9 protein-coding genes and 2 pseudogenes are annotated in these 15,124 nt (G+C 70.3%); 5 read left to right on the top strand and 6 right to left on the bottom strand.

What is annotated here, in order from left to right:
• Positions 1–88 precede the first annotated feature (88 nt).
• A complete protein-coding gene (locus OG900_10090) occupies positions 89–1,441 on the bottom strand; it encodes a DUF6430 domain-containing protein (protein WUH90415.1) in 1,353 nt (450 codons plus the stop codon).
• 242 nt (positions 1,442–1,683) lie between these two features.
• On the opposite strand from OG900_10090, the gene OG900_10085 reads away from it, so the two are divergent.
• Complete coding sequence (locus OG900_10085) at positions 1,684–4,995, top strand: CHAT domain-containing protein (protein WUH90414.1); 3,312 nt, start codon at positions 1,684–1,686, stop codon at positions 4,993–4,995.
• 124 nt (positions 4,996–5,119) lie between these two features.
• On the opposite strand, the gene OG900_10080 is transcribed toward OG900_10085, so the two are convergent.
• Positions 5,120–6,208, bottom strand: coding sequence for an integrase core domain-containing protein (locus OG900_10080; GenBank protein ID WUH90413.1), 1,089 nt, complete (start codon positions 6,206–6,208; stop codon positions 5,120–5,122).
• Between the two features lie 116 nt (positions 6,209–6,324).
• On the opposite strand from OG900_10080, the gene OG900_10075 reads away from it, so the two are divergent.
• Both OG900_10075 and OG900_10070 read left to right on the top strand, forming a co-directional pair.
• Positions 6,325–6,585 carry a hypothetical protein gene (locus OG900_10075; GenBank protein ID WUH90412.1) on the top strand — a complete coding sequence of 87 codons (261 nt, stop codon included), beginning with the start codon at positions 6,325–6,327 and terminating at the stop codon, positions 6,583–6,585.
• 698 nt (positions 6,586–7,283) lie between these two features.
• Positions 7,284–7,430, top strand: coding sequence for a hypothetical protein (locus OG900_10070; protein WUH90411.1), 147 nt, complete (start codon positions 7,284–7,286; stop codon positions 7,428–7,430).
• A gap of 300 nt (positions 7,431–7,730) precedes the next feature.
• On the opposite strand, the pseudogene OG900_10065 reads toward OG900_10070, so the two are convergent.
• The 3 genes and pseudogenes from OG900_10065 to OG900_10055 form a co-directional block, all read right to left on the bottom strand.
• A pseudogene (locus OG900_10065) lies at positions 7,731–8,493 on the bottom strand (transposase family protein).
• Positions 8,494–8,606: 113 nt separating this feature from the next.
• Complete coding sequence (locus OG900_10060; GenBank protein ID WUH90410.1) at positions 8,607–9,548, bottom strand: hypothetical protein; 942 nt, start codon at positions 9,546–9,548, stop codon at positions 8,607–8,609.
• Positions 9,549–9,616: 68 nt separating this feature from the next.
• The gene (locus OG900_10055) at positions 9,617–11,434 is read right to left on the bottom strand and encodes an SIR2 family protein (protein WUH90409.1); all 1,818 of its coding nucleotides are present in this window, start codon (positions 11,432–11,434) and stop codon (positions 9,617–9,619) included.
• 636 nt (positions 11,435–12,070) lie between these two features.
• Between OG900_10055 and OG900_10050 the strand changes: the two genes are divergently transcribed.
• Together OG900_10050 and OG900_10045 are read left to right on the top strand one after the other, a co-directional pair.
• On the top strand, positions 12,071–13,459 hold the full coding sequence (locus OG900_10050; protein WUH90408.1) for a hypothetical protein: 1,389 nt from the start codon (positions 12,071–12,073) through the stop codon (positions 13,457–13,459).
• Between the two features lie 238 nt (positions 13,460–13,697).
• Positions 13,698–14,165: a GNAT family N-acetyltransferase gene (locus OG900_10045; protein ID WUH90407.1), complete on the top strand. Its 468-nt coding sequence runs from the start codon at positions 13,698–13,700 to the stop codon at positions 14,163–14,165.
• A gap of 228 nt (positions 14,166–14,393) precedes the next feature.
• On the opposite strand, the pseudogene OG900_10040 reads toward OG900_10045, so the two are convergent.
• Positions 14,394–15,104, bottom strand: a pseudogene (locus tag OG900_10040) (IS256 family transposase).
• Positions 15,105–15,124 lie beyond the last annotated feature (20 nt).

Genomic DNA, 15,124 nt, shown 5'->3' with positions numbered 1-15,124 from the left:
AACACACCAGTGTTCAGTATCCGGGTCCGCCGGGTGGCAGACGGAAGGATTCAGCGAACTGGCTGGCCTGCCGATCGGTGCGCCCGGCTCACCGGCGCTTGAGCTCCTCGGCCAGTGCCGGCAGGTCCAGCCCGCCCGCGACGCCGGGCCGCAGGACGATCCGCAGCTCATCAGCCACCGGCCGGGCCCGGGACGCCGCCACGTAGCGCTCGGCGATCAGGCCCAGTAGCTCCTGCGGCCCCGCGTCGCGGATGCGCGCCATCCCGAGCCCGAGCAGTCCCACGGCCACCGGCTGACGCTGCCCGTGCAGGTGCGCGGCCGCCCAGACCCGGTCCAGGCTCGCGCCGAGTGCCGCGGTGGTGGAGCCCACCACCTGCCCTGCCTCGTCCCAGCGGCTGTAGGCGACCGCGAAGACGCGCCGGCGGCCGAGCCGAAGCACGGCGACCGTGCCGACGGGGTAGCGTGCCAACTTGCCGACGGGCTTGTCGGCCCGGTCGATCTGTCCGACCCGTTCGACGTCACGCAGCGCGGCGCGCAGGTCGCGCTCCAGCCGCGTCCGGTCTCCGTCGTAGAGCCGCCGCAGCAACTGGCTCTGCACCGTCTCCGGGCTTATCAGCCCGCGGTCGGGCCCGTCGATGGTGTCGAAGGTGTCGGTGAAGCCGACGATCAGGTGTGCGTCGGCCTGCTCGAAAAGGTCCCCCTCGACCAGCCGGACCACGCCGCCGAAGGACGGGAAGTCCTGTCGCAGCAGCGCCGCGTCCCGCGTGCGCGACGCCCGCCGGACCTCGGCGAGGCCGGCGATCAGCGCGGCGTCCCGTGGATGGTCGTCCAGCAGCCGCCGACCGGTGTCGAGCGCCTTCGCGTACTGGTTCAGCGTCCGGTACGCCTCGAACAGCTCGCGGCGCGCCTCGTCCCGCAGCGCAGTGAGCCGGGTGGCGTGGGCGGCCACGAAGCCGCGGTCCATCACGTCCGCCATGGGGCTGCCCCGCCACAGCGCCAGAGCCTCGGTCAGCAGGACGACCGCGTTCGCCGCGGCGCTGCCCCGCGCCTGCTCGACCAGGTCCTCGAAGCGGTTGCCGTCCACGTTCGCGCGCGGGACCGCAAGCCGGTAGGACGACACGCTGCCGCGCTCGGTGAGCACCAGTCGTGAGCCCTCGCCCGGATGGTTCGGATCCAGCAGGCCGCGCAGCTGCGATATCCGCTTCTGGACCTTCGTCCGGTCCGGCCGTTGCTCCCGGGGCGTCCGGCCGGGCCGCTCGCGCGGCCACACGTCGCGGTAGAGCTCGTCGACTGAGACGGCCTTGCCCTCTGCCAGCGCCAAGCGGACCAGCACCGCGGCTGTGGCCGGCGGCAGCGGCACCTCCCGGCCGTCCACCGTCGCCCTGACCCGGCCGAGCACGTTCAGACGAAGCACCGGCAGATCCGGATCTCCCGAAGACACCGACGCACTCCTCGCCTTGACATTCGTGACTCCATGAATCCGCCTCTCCGGTGGGGAACTTGGCGGTTATTGACGGATGCTCATGGACGTTGTGGGCGATAATGGATATTAGTTGAGCAGCCGCCGTGGCGGGCCCGGATCGGCGAGATCACCGGATGTCGAGGACGGTACGTCTCCGGGGCGGCCCGCCGGGGCGCCGCGGACAGGCAGGGGAAGGTGGCATGTCGGCGATGGAGCGCTTGATGACGGGTCTGCGCCGTTTCGTTCTCGACTCCCTCGCCCGGCAGATCAGTGGCGCCGCAAGGACCGGCAGCCTGCGCCGGATGACGCAGGCGACCGGCAGGCTGCGCTCGATCCTGCCGCGTGTGCGGCACAACCCGGCCTTCCACGGGGACGTGCTGTTCCTTCTCGCCGCGAGTCTGTACGGCGAGTACGAGTTGGCCGAGGACCTGGACAGGCTCGCCGAGTCCGTGGCGGTGTTCCGCGAGGCCGCCGGCCACCCGCACAAGAATCCCGAAGGCTCCACGATGCTGTACGCACAGGCACTGGTCCAGGCGTACGGCGCCTTCGGTGACAGGGCCGCCCTGGACGACGCCCTCGCACTGATCCGGGCCGCGCCCCCCGGCGCGGACGCGTCCCGACTCCTGGCCACCGCCCTGATCCACCGCGCGGACCGCACCGGTGACGGCGTCGCCCTTGACGAGGCCGTCGAGATCCTCGCAAACATCCCCCAGGAGTCCGGTACTTCGAGTGCGGACCTCCTCGGCGTGGCCCTGTGTCGACGTGCCGAGCGGACCGGGGACGAGGGCGAGATGCGCGAGGGGATCAGGATTCTGGAGGAGGCGATCGCGCATCCCCCGGACGCCCTGACCGCCGAAGCCGCGCGCAACAACCTCGCCACCGTCCTCGCCCGAGCCGCCCAGGGCCGGGGCCTCGGCGGGGTGGAATTCGACGCGGCGGAGCTCGACCGGTCACCGGCCGGGGGGCAGGCCGTCGCACAGGCCGGGCGGCAGGCGGTGCCGGACACCCTTCTCGGGAGCCTCCGCGACTTGGCGGCGCTTCGGCAGGCGGCCCCCGAGGCCGCCGCACCCCCGGCCGACCGGGCCCGGCTGTCGGAGCAGGTGGCCGACGCTCGGCGCCGGCTGGCGGCACTGCCGCCGGACGACCCGGTGCGCCCGCACCACCGGTTCGTGCTGGCCGCCGCGCTGGAGGCCCGCCACAGTGCCCAGGGCGGCCTGCGGGACCTCGAAGAGGCCGCCGCGCTCCTGGACGAGGTGCTGAAGTCGGCGCCCCGGGAAGGCGATTTGTACAGCCTTGTGCTCGACCTGTACGCCAGTGTCGCCGGCGATCTGTACCGGCTGACCGGTGGTACGCCGTTGTCTGCGCGCGCCGAGAAGCGGCTGGCCGCCGCAGGCCGGAAGGCCACCGGCGACGGCGCCGCGCTCGCCCGCAGCGCCCTGGCGGCGTTGCGGATCCAACTGGCCCTCGGCCGCGGCAGCTACCGGAAGATCGCCGCCGCGTTGGCGTCCACCCCCGTTCCCGTCCTGCCGGAAGCCGGCCCGGTGGACGCGGTGGAGTGGCACTGCGCCATGGTCCTGGTCAACGCGCGGGTGGCCGCGGCCCGGCGGATCGGGGCGGCGGAGGTGTTCGGCGAGGCGGTCACGACGCTGGAACGGCTCTTCCGGAGCGCGGACCCGGCGAATCCCCTGCGGGCCCGGGTCGCGGTGGACCTGGCCCAGACGACGATCCTGGCGGCGGCGTACGACCGGGTGATCCGGGGCGTGGCGCGAGGTCCGGACGGCGAAGCCGGTCCGACACCGCGCCAGGTCTCGGACCGGCTCAAGGCGGAGTGGCGCGGGCATACGCCCCTGGTCTCCCTTGTCAACGCCGATCTGGTCCGGGACATGCTGGCCGACCCGGACGACGCGGTCGCCACCGCCCTGATACGGGCCGCGCGGGTGGCCGAGGAGGGTGCCGCCCAGGCGAACGCTTCGGTGCCCGACCGGCTGACGGCGGCGCTGCGTTGGGCCTCGACCGATCATCACGCGGGCCGGCTCGCGGACGCCCTGCGCGGCTACGAAGTGGCGACGGGCATGCTCGACCAGCTGGCGTGGCGCGGTCTGACCGCGCAGGACCGTGAGCGGCTGCTGCACGAGTACGACGGCATTCCCCGGCAGGCCGCGGCCTGCGCCATCGCGGACGGGCGGCCCGAGCGGGCGGTCGAACTGCTCGAACAAGGGCGGGCCACTCTGCTCCGGCAGTCCCTGGACACCCGCGGGCACGACCCGCTCGCCGCCGCGCACCCGCGGCTCGCCGCGCGGCTGTCCGAGCTCGACGAACGGCTGACCGCCGCGCCGCCGCAGGCAGGCAGCCCGCGCCTGGACGCCGACGGCCTGCGCGTCGATGCCGAGGAACGCATGGCCGCGGCCCTCGCCCGCGAGGAACTGATCGCCGAGATCAGGTCGTTGCCCGGCTTTGCCGGATTCCTCGCCCCGCCGCGCCTGGCGGACCTGCGACCGCCGCGCGACGGCGCCGTCGTCGTCGTCAACACCTCGGACCTCGGCAGCCATGCCCTCGTCGTCACCGACACCGGCCTGACGGTCGTGCCGCTCGGCGCCGACTTCCACGACGACTCGGTGCGCGTCGTGCTGGACCTCTACGGCGGACTCGCCGCGCGCGACACGGACCCGGACGGCGCGGCCGACACCCTGCACGAGGTCCTGGCTTGGCTGAACGCCCGCGTGTGCGAACCGGTCGGCGCCGTGCTCCCGGCCGGCACCACGCGGCTGTGGTGGTGTGTGACCGGCCCCGCGGTGCTGCTCCCCCTGCACGCCGCGCCGCCGCCGGACTCGCCGCTGGGCGCGATACCCGGTTCGTACACCCCGACGTTCAGGCTGCTGCGGCGTTCAGGGGAACACCGCGCGGCAGCACCGGCCCCAGCCTCCATGTCGGCCTCGCTACCGGCACCGGCAGGCGGTGTGCTCGCCGTTACCCCGTCCACCTCAGGCAAGGCCGCCCTGCCCGCCGCGCGACGCCCGCCGGCCGCCCTCGCCGCGGCCCTACCGGTCACCCGGCTCGACGGCGCCGACGCCACCGCCGACGCCCTGCTGGCCGGCCTGTCCGACCACCGGTGGCTCTACTTCGCCGGACACGCCGCCCAGGAGGCCGGGTCGCCGTTCGACACCCGCCTTGAACTCGCCGATCGCCCTGTCACGGTCCGGGACCTGGCCGTCCACCACACCGACGGCGCCGAGCTGGCCGTGGTCCCGGCCTGCGAGACCGCCGGCTCCGGCGGTCGGCTGATCGACCAGGCGGCCACGCTGCTGGCCGCCCTCCAGGTCGCCGGATTCCGCCACACGGTCGGCTCGGTCTGGCCGGTCGCCGACCTGGTTGCCGAGCAGGCGACGGAGCTCTTCTACGCGGCCTTGCGCTCCACGCCCCCGGACGCCTCGGACGCAGGCCGTGCCCTGCACGAGACGGTCCGGGAACTGCGCACGCGCTACGGGGAGTTCGACCCCTACGCATGGGCGGGATTCGTTCACTTCGGGCCCTGACCGGGGGCAAGGAGTCGCAGGTTCAAATCCTGTGGCCCCGACGGTGTTTTCACAGGTCCGAGCCTCTACCCTGTGCCGCTCGGAAATACGGTTCAGATCTGTGAGCTGCGGCGATGCGGCTTGGTCAGGCCGCGTGGTGGTACTCGTTTATGAGGCCGTTGAGGACGGGATGTCGCTGGATGCGATGGGCGTGGAGGTCGGTGACGGTGGCGGGGGTCGGTGGTTCGCTGCTGTCCGGGGGTAGTTGTAGTCGGGATTGGTGGGGGCGGTGCTGGTTGTAGTGCTTGAGGTAGGCGGTGAGTACTGCGTGGGCGTGGGCTTCGTTGTGGATGAGTGTCCGGTCGAGGATCTCGCGGCGTAGGGTGCCGATGACTCGTTCGCAGATTGCGTTGGATTTCGGTGGCCGTGGTGGGCTGAGTAGGACTTCCACGTCGTCTGCCGTGAAGACGGTGTCGAATGACCGGGTGTGCTTCGAGTCTCGGTCGCGGAGCAGGAAGTGTAGTGAGTCCATCCGGCATCCCAGCGTCATGGTGAGGTTCCTTGCCTGTTGCGTGGTCCACTCGGCGGTGGGGTGGGCGGTGATGCCGGCGAGGTGAACGCGCCTTGTGCCGTGCTCGATGAAGACCAGGGCGTACAGGCGTTTGAGGGTGATGGTGTCGAGGTGCAGGAAGTCGGCGGCGATAATGCCGTGGGCCTGGGCGGTGAGGAATTGGCGCCAGGTCGGGCCGGATCGCTGCGGGGCGGGGTCGATGCCGGCTGCATGCAGGATCTCCCAGACCGTGGAGGGGGCGATCGGGAAGCCGAGGCGGGCGAGTTCGCCCTGTATTCGGCGGTGCCCCCAGCTACTGTTCTCGCGGGCCAAGCGCAGGATGAGCTGCTTGACCGTCGGCGCAGTGGAGGGGCGACCCGGGCGACGACGGTGCTGGGCGAACGTCCATTTCCGCTTGACGAGCTCCCGGTGCCAGCGCAGCAGCGTGGTCGGCGTGACCGCGAAGACCTCGCGCCATCGCCCGCGGGGGACCAATCGCGAGAGCGCGGCCAGCCAGATCCGGTCGGCTGGCTCGTAGTGGACCCGCGCGATCTGACGGCGCAGCACCGCAATCTGGTGCCGGAGCGCCAACACCTCCGCGTCCTTGGCCACGCGGCTGCGCAGCACGGCAACGGGCACCATGACCAGGTTCCTGGCCAACGCGGTAACGATCGACAGCACCATCGAGGCATCGTCCCAGATGCTGTGCGGACTCTGCCCGGGAGGAAGAGTTTGCAGGTCACGCCAAGAATCGTGTTTCCGAGCGGGACAGCCGCACCCTCGCCGGCGAGCTGCGTGTGGTGTCCGCACCCGACGCGGATGCGGGGTCGTCCTCCGGGTTCGCCGTTCCGTCGTTTCTTGCGACCGTCGGCGGCACGAACATCGTCAGTCTGATCACGCCGGACGATCACACCTTCTATGCGGTCGGTACGAAGGGCCTGTCGGCCGCGGAGCAGGACGGTGTCCTGACAGTCACCGTCTCGGGTCTCGAACTCGGCGAAGCGGGTGACTCCGTCACCCTCAACGGCAAACTCACCTGCACGAAGATGTACGGCACCTGACCGCGGCGCACGGGTGACAGCCAGGGGACGCTGGCAGGATGCGGGATACGTGCGCAGCAAGCTGTTCGCCATGAAACCTGACGTTGCCTGTGGAGCGCTACCCGAAGAAGGACGTCGTCCGCCTTGTGCGGATCGCCTCGGGGAACGGACGCGAGGGCCGCTCCCGGAGGTGATCCCCCAGCTGTCGCCGACTGCTCGGCGACAGGCGGCCGGGTCAAGTCCGGCGCTGTGGCATCTGGAAACCGCGGCCGGGAGGGACAGTGCAGCCGTCGGGCGCAGGGCAGCTGCTTGGATTCGAACCAGGCTTGCACGCGCCGGACCTTTGTCCTTGCCGCAGAATTGGCCGATCTCATCATTAGGGCGTGTGCCGCTGGGCGGCGGCTTCGTCAGCGCGCTGCCCGGTGAACTGCCAGCCGTGTCACCCGGTTTCAGGCGAGGCCGTGTTGCAGGATCTGGCGGCAGACGCCGCACTCCCGCCCCAATTCTCACCACGCGCAGACCACCACGTGGGCTAAGGCGAAGACCTGTCCCAGATCGGCTCCGGCCGCCGCGCGCAGGTCGAGGTTGCGATGCCGGTGCCCGTCTCCGGCGGTCTGCATCCACCGGTGGTGGCGGGCGCAGACCCGCTGCCATGGTGCGAAGTACCGCACCACCACAGTGTCGTGGCCGGTGCGCCCCGCCGTGCGTAGCCGGCATTCGTGCGCCACCGGCCCGTACTCCCCGGCGAGGCGACCTTCCACCTGCCCGCAGCTGTGTCCGGGCTGGTCATACCGGGGCACGCCGGCGTGCCGGAAGCGGTCGGCTGCGGCCAGTTGCCGAACGCGGGCAGCGCCCGCGCCACGTAAGGCTCGTCGACTCCGCCCAGTGGGGCCAGCAGCTGTCGCCCGGACGGGTTTAGCGGCACCTCGGCGTCCTCGCGTGGACCGTCCTCGTCCCGCGGTCGGGAACCCGACCAGGTCCACCAGGGCAGCAGCGCCGGACCCGGTCGGGAACCCGACCAGGTCCACCAGGGCAGCAGCGCCGGACTCCAAGCCGTAGCGGCCGGCCAGCCGGGACAGGTGCGACCACGTCGTCTCACCGGCCAGCGGGACAACCCGCAGCATTCCCATGGCCTTTTCCTATCCGGGGTCAGTGAGCCCTTTTCATCATCGCTCTGAGCTGGCCAGATGCAGAGCGAGGACGGCTTGGACGAGGGCTGTGATCCGGGTGGTGGAGCATCGGAGCTTGCGCAGGAGTCGCCAGTTCTTGAGGGTGGCCATGGCCTGTTCGACGAGCGCGCCAATTTTGGAGGGGACCGGTTCACTGCTTTCTGACCTGGGGAAAGGGTCACCCATCGTCCCCAGTACGGGATCCGGATTGTTCCGCCGGCGCCGCGGTAGCCCTTGTCGGCCCAGCACGTGATATCGGCCTGGGCGAGGGCGTCGATGATGCCGTGTTCGCGGGCGGCTCGGATGTCGTGGACGGCTCCGTGCAGGGCTGGCGACGCCCACAGCAGGCGGCCGAACGGATCGGTGAGGACCTGCACGTTCATGCCGTGCCTCTTGTGCTTGCCTGAGTAGAAGGGTCGGTCCGCGGCGATGCGGTCGATGGGCAGGAGGGTGCCGCCGAGCAGGACGAATGCTTTTCCCGATGCCTCGCGGACGGCTTGTTCGAGCGTGGGTGCCAGGGCGGCCAGGAGATCGACGGCTTCGGTGATATACCGGTACGCGGTCGTCGTGCCGATGCCGAATCCGGCCGCGAGCTGGGCGTAGGGATGCCCGTTGCGGAGGTGGGCGAGGGCGGGCAGTGCCTGCCGGCGCTCAACCGGCGCCATCGGCTGCCGATCGCACGGCGACGTTCGCCCAGACGGGCGCTGAGGAAGCGAAGATGCGAGCTGGACAGGTCCAGGCCGGACGGGTAGACAAGCACGTGAAGCCTCTGGCGGTACGGGAGATCTTGGTCGTGACCCCGTCTACCAGGGGCTTCACTCGCCTGTCACGCCAACTGTCGCACTGGCAGGGCAGGCTGGAAAAGGCTCAGTGTCAGCTCGGGAGATGGCCGTGGCGCCGCAGGAGGCGCGTGAAGAAGTCGATGAGTATCGCCTTAGCCTCGGCGCGATCGGCGAGTTCACGGCCGCCGATGCGGTAGACCTCGTAGCCCGCGAGCGTGAGGTTCCGGTCCTCGGCCATCATCGCCGCGTAGCGTGCGGTGTCCGCTCGTCCGTTCTTGTCGGCGTAATGCTGGATACCGTCAATCTCGATGACCGCGCGGGCACGCTGGTTCATGAGCAGAAGAAAGTCCATGCGCTGCCGCGGGAGTGCGATGGCGCCGCCCAGCTCTGCGACGGTGTACGGGTCGTAGTGGAGGTAGACCTGGGGTATCAGAGCAGGCCGGTCGAAGCCGAGGTTGACGTAGGTGTCGAAGACCAGTTCCTCCGCCCCGTTTCCCTTCAAGGAGCGCCGCAACCGGTGGCGTAGTTCCGTCCGTGCTCGGGCAGGGTCGCCGCGCAGGTCCGCGTCGCGCTCTTCCCACCATGCGGCCAGGTCTGCCCAGCTCAGGCCGTGTGCTTCCAGCGGCCGGTCGTAGACCAGGCAGTACTGCGCGTTCTCGACGATGCGGATCGTGTTGCTGATCGAATCCGGCAACACGATCCTCGGCTTGGGGCCGTCTGCGGCGAAGATGAGGTTCTTCAGTTCCCCATCCACGCCCCGGACACCTAAGCGGCCGAGTACGTCGCGCAGCTCCTGGCTGCCGTACTCGTCGACGACCCGCCGGGCCAGGTCAGCCAACTCCTGCAGGCCCAGGTTCTGCAGGCGGGCCCGGACGTACATTCCCTTGCTCCGAAAGGGGTCTTCTCCGTCCCGCTGAGCCTCCAGCCCCAGGCGCTCGCAGGCTGCTGCGAGTTCGTACGCCTTCACTTCCGAGACCGCGCCGGCTATGGCGTGGCGCAGTTCGGACGGTGTCACCGGAGCCGTCGGGATCATCGAAACAGCATTCCATGCGACCGGAATGGGCGGGCGCTCTTGGCCCACCCGGTCTCGGGGGTGCGCTCCTACCAGGTCCGGGCGTACCTGCTGCGCCATTCGGTCAACCGGGCGTAGGCCGCGGCGGCGCGGTCGACATCCTTGCCGAAGGCGCCGGCGCTGAGGAGCGGCCAGGTGGGGCTGATCTCGGTGCGGACGCCGGGGCCAGGGCCGCTGTCGTCATCGCCCCACTCGCTGCCGTACACGTACTTGCCGTACCACGGGCGGCCGTTCGGCTGGTCGAGCGCGACGAGGGAGCTGAGCAATTCGAAGCGGCTGCATGCCCTCTGGTAGGTGGCGTCGTCGGGCTCGATGGAACGCAGGGGCTCGCGGGTGTCACGGCGCAGCAGTTCGGATTCCGGGTAGATCCAGGTCCCGTCGTCGGGTCGGTAGAAGGTACTGACGAGTTCACCGTTAAGGACACGGCCAGGGTCGAGGGCGTCTGCGGGGACCTGGTTCCGCGATGTGAAGGGGGAGCGGAAGACGGGCTCGGTGAGCAGCCGGCCGAGCAGGTGCTCTCGCCGGGCCAGAACGGCGGAAATGCCTGCCGTCCACAGGGCCAGCAGCGCCGGGTAGTGCCGCAGGGCTTCGAGCGGACCGTTGTAGGAGCCTGGGACGTTCTCCCGGATGCGCAGGAGACGCTGAAGAGCCCGGATCCACTTGTCGTCGTAGGTCCCGTCGTCGTGGAAGACGCCGGTGGCCAGCAGGTGGAGGAGAGTGCCCGTGTCCGCGCGGTATCTATAGGCGCTGTCGGCGTACCCGCCCTCCTTCCCGCTCAGAGAATGAGCGTCACCAGTAGCGCGCTGCAGCGCCTCGGTGGTGGCCTGGTCGATCAGGTCGTGGACTTCGATGCGGCGCACGGGGTCGGGCAGGGCGCGCTTGAGGCGGGCAACCGCGATCTCGCGGGTGACGGGGGCGTCGGCGGCGGAGTCCAAGGCGTCCAGCCGGGCGACGAGGCCGGGGAAGAGCTCGTCGGCGGTCAGGCCGGGGATGAGGGTGGCCCGGTGCTGGGCGGTGAGTCGGCGGGCGGCGTCGCCCAGGGCGCCGTAGTGGGACCAGAACATCGGGTAGCGGCGAGAACGGGTGCCCTCGATGGACTTCACCAGCGCGTGGTCCCAGTCGGCGGACCAGCCGCACACGATCAGCCCGTACTCGTCCAGCACCCGGTCGAGGAACTCCTGCTGGGCGTCGGGATAGGCGGACAGCTCATCCACGGTGTTGCGCGAGTCCAGGTCCAGGTAGTCGCCGTGCAGCTTGATGATGGTGGCGCGGCTGTGAGCGAGCGGGGTCGCGCCGCCGTACCCGCCGGGCTGGTGGATGACCTGCGGGGAGATCCCGATATCGGTCAGTGCCCGTTCGGTGAGGTTGTCGAAGTTCGTGGTGACGATGACCCGCACGCTGCCCCGGGCCACCAGCTGTGCGATGGCCTTGTGCGCGGCCCCGGGCGCCTTCAGCCCCTGCTCGCGGTCCTCGTCGTCGGCCTCGAAGTACCGGGCGAGCTGGGCCTGCCGGGCAGACGGGGCAGGGGCGAGCGCGCCCAGCAGAGCCGAGTAGCCGAGGTCACCGTCGCCGTGCTGCGCCCACCACGCCTCGGGATCCGAGGCGGCATCCTCGCCGGCGGTGGGGGAGCCGGGATCCTGGGCGGTGGCGGCGCGGCGCACGAGGTCGGTGACGATGCCCCAGCCGGTCTTGATGCCCGCGCCGGTGGAGACGCCGGAGCCGAGCAGCAGCGCGTAGACGCCGGGGCTGGCGTGCACGGCGGTGGTCATGGTGACCATCGGGTCGAATGCCGGGCCCGTCCCAGTCCCGGGGCTCGCCGTGGGCACTGATGCGGAAGTGGTGGTCATGGGCGTCCCCTGTACCTGTCGTTTGACGGTCTGAGCCGAGCCGGGAGTTCACCCTAGCATTGTTATCGTCATAATGACATTAAGTCCTGCGGGAAGGCCGGCCGGAGACCCGGGACAGGTACGACAACGTCGTTTCCCCGGCCACTGGCGCGACGCGCAGCCTGGCAGGGCGGACCGCCGTTTGGGCCTGCGCGGCACTGCGGGAACCAGCCTTCATGTCCGTGGGCGTCAATGGGCTGCTCCTGCGCCTCGGCGCCGGAGCGGGGACTGGGACGCGGGGCGCGGGGAGTGCGCCCGGTCATTCCTGCTCGGCGGCCGCGGCCCACGCCCGCCGCTGCCCGGCCGGATTCGGGTGCAGACCAGTCGGGTTCGTCTCAGGTGCCCTGGTCTCCGATGAGTTGCGGGCATGCAGGCCGGTGGTGCGAGCGCGGGTGACCTGTCCGGTGTCGTAGGTCAGCGGCGTTACGCCGTGGCGGCCGGGGGCGTGATGAGTATCCGCCGATGATGCCGGCGCCCGGCGGCGCTGCACCGGCGCTCGGCGCAACTGCCGACGACGGTGATCATCGGAACTGCCTGCCGGAGCAGGCGCGGCCGGGAGAGAATGCGCTTCTTGGACTGCGGTGATGGGTGGGCGGGTTGCGGGATCTTCAGGAGTGGATCGGGCAGGTTCCGGATGCCGAGGTGCGGCCCCTGGTCCGTGAGGCGTACCGCGCGTACGGGGTCGGCGCGGCCCGGGCGGCGATCGTGCTGACATGGACGGCGGTGTGCGCGGACCTGATTGGCAAGATCCGCCAGCTCCACGAGCAGGGCGAACCCGACGCCCGCGCGCTCACCGAGCAGGTCGAGTCCGCGCAAGGCAACCTGGACTCCGACGCGGTGCACACCATGCAGCAGGTGGAGGGCTCGCTCCTGCAGACCGCGGTGACGCTGGAGCTGATCGACGCTACGCAGAAGCTGCAGCTGGAACGACTACGCGAGGATCGCAACCTGTGCGCCCACCCCTCGCTGCGCCCTTTGGGGGAGCTGTTCGACCCGCAGCCGGAATACGCCCGCGCCCACCTGACTGTCGCACTGGACGCGGTCCTGGTCCATCCCGCCAGCCAGGGCCGCAAGGTCGTCGACACCTTCCGCGAACACGTCCGCGGCACCGGCTTCATCGGCGAACCCGTGCACATCGCCCAGGTGTTCTACCACCGGGTGCGGCCGGCCGCCCGGCGCCGGGTGGCGGACTTCGCCGCCAAACACGCGCTGCTGGAGCTGCCGGTAGAGGGCATAGAGGCGGTGGAGCTTGCCGACCGGATGGCGGTGTGTCTGCATGTGTTCGCCGCCCAGGACCGCGACCTGGTACGCGATGCCATCGGTCGTATCTGCCCGCGGCTGTTGACCGCGCAGCCGAAGGTCCAACTGCGCGCGGCCGGGCGGCTGGGCGACCTGGAGGCGTTCTGGTCTGGCACCGACGAGGCGCTGGCCGGTCACCTCGACGCCCTGGTGCGTGCCCTGGCAGCCAAGTACGGACCTGCCGGATGGTCGTTCACCTTCCTGGACTCCGGCGAGCTGCGCGTGCTGGCGCTCGCCCCCGACGACCTGGCCCGTGCCGCTCTTCCGGGCCTCCTACCAGCCCTCACCGTCCTGCCACCCGACCAGCGAGCTCAGGTCATGAACTACCGGCCCGGCCCCTACTTCGCCGGGCACCTGGCCGCATTGATGGCCGACGTCCGTACCTTCGACGAGGGCGAGCTCGTCGCACGCACCGCAGTGCTGCCCTGCGCCCCGCACCTGACCTTGAGCCAGCATGAAGAGCTGCTGACCGCGTGGGCACACAACGGCCAGTGCTGGGGGCGGGAGATGCCCGGCTTCCTCATCGAGGTCTTCCGCACTACTGCTCACCTCGGCGATGCCCGCCTGCCGGCCTGGCGGGCGCTGCTGGCCGACCTCGGAAGCGACAGCACCTACTGTGCGGTGATCGCTGGCGCCATCGGTGAGCCCATTCCCCGGTCCGGCACGGGCACGGACACCGAGCGGTGATGGTGACAGAACGAAGCGGCAACTGCTCTGCTGCTGCGCAGATCGAAGGCTTGGGCCACGGGAAGAAACGGGGGACGCGGGACGTCCGGGCGGTCTGCTGAGGCTATGAGGACTGGGAGACTGCCCAGGCGCGGCCCGCCAGGCCATCTCGCGGTAGGCAGGCACCACCATTTGGAGGACAGAGGCGGGCGGCGCCCGCTCGCCTCGACTGCGGCGCTGGACGGGTGAAGGAGGCTTGGTGAGGACACCTGAAGGGCTGGACGAGTGGCGTTGGCGGTGGATGCTCCTGCGCCGCCCGAGGACCGAGCGGTTCTTCCTCCTGTACCGCGCGGCGCAGCCCGCGGGGTTCCGGAACATCCGCGTCTACGGCCGTGACGCCATATCTGATGCACGGCTGGTGTGGAAGGTGTGCCACGAGTGCAGGCGCGGCGTCATCTCGAAGATCTCACTCTCCCCGGAAGTGCAGCGGCAAGGCCTCGGCACACTCCTCATCGACAGGGCACTCCTGGACGGTCCCGGCTACCGGTGGACGACCAGCAGCCAGTCTCCGCACGGCCGAGAGTTTTTCCGGGCGATGTCGGCACGTACCGGCGCTGCGTTCACGGCAGGAGCCCGGACGTGCGAGCACATGTTGGAGAGTCGGCCCGGACGCCACAAGCCCGTCCTGGACCGACGCCTCCACGCGTACGCTGCTGCACTCGCATAGTAGAAAATGCCCGCCCGCTCAACCGCCGGCGCCGTAATCTGCCTATATGGTCACCGCCGATCGCGAACTGCTCTCCCGGACTGCCCGTAACGCTGTCCGGGCACAGATGAGCGGTCTGGTGGCAGGGGCGATCGGTGAATACTGGGAGAACGAGCACTTCGCTCCGGCCCCTGGCTTCACGCCGGGTGAGGGTCTGTCCAGCGACTGGTGTAAATGGGTTTGCGTGGATTAGCGGCGGCCGATGGAGAGTCGGCCGTCGAAGGCGATGTCGAAGGCCTGGAGTGCGGGCTTCCATCGCATGGTCCAGCGTTTGCGTCCCTGGCCGGTGGGGTCCAGGCTCATGACGGCCATGTAGACGCACTTCAGCGCTGCGGCCTCGTTCGGGAAGTGCCCGCGGGCGCGGACGGCCTTGCGTATGCGGGCGTTGACCGACTCGATGGCGTTGGTGGTGCAGACGACCCGGCGGATCTCCGCGTCGAACTGGAGGAAGGGCACGAACTCGGCCCAGGCGTTCGACCAGAGCCGCACGATCGCGGGGTATTTGGTGCCCCATTCCTCCTGGAATTCCAGGAACCGCTCTTCGGCCGCGTCGACGGTGGGTGCGGTGTAGATCGGCTTGAGCGCGCGGGAGATATTGTCCCAGTCCTGGCGGGCCGCGTAGCGGAACGAGGCCCGCATGAGGTGCACGACACAGGTTTGCGTGATCGCCTGCGGCCAGACCGTCCCGATCGCGTCGGGCAGGCCTTTCAGCCCATCGCAGACGACCATGCACACGTCCTCGACACCGCGGTTGCGGATCTCGGTCAGTACCTGGAGCCAGTACTTGGCTCCCTCGCCGCCGTCGCCGGCCCACAGGCCGAGGATGTCGCGGGTGCCGTCGACGGTGACTGCGAGGGCGACGTAGATCGGCCGGTTGGCGACCTGCCCGTCACGCACCTTGGTTCTGTCGACGATCTTGT

The organism is Streptomyces sp. NBC_00433, from assembly GCA_036015235.1.
GTDB lineage: Bacteria > Actinomycetota > Actinomycetes > Streptomycetales > Streptomycetaceae > Actinacidiphila.
This window is presented reverse-complemented; position numbering and strand designations above follow the sequence as displayed.

Bases quoted from the DNA above. Each gene is read 5' to 3' on its own strand.
- OG900_10085 (WUH90414.1), top strand. From the start codon at position 1,684: ATGACGGGTCTGCGCCGTTTCGTTCTCGACTCCCTCGCCCGGCAGATC.
- OG900_10080 (WUH90413.1), bottom strand. From the start codon at position 6,208: ATGGTGCTGTCGATCGTTACCGCGTTGGCCAGGAACCTGGTCATGGTG.
- OG900_10060 (WUH90410.1), bottom strand. From the start codon at position 9,548: ATGATCCCGACGGCTCCGGTGACACCGTCCGAACTGCGCCACGCCATA.
- OG900_10055 (WUH90409.1), bottom strand. From the start codon at position 11,434: ATGACCACCACTTCCGCATCAGTGCCCACGGCGAGCCCCGGGACTGGG.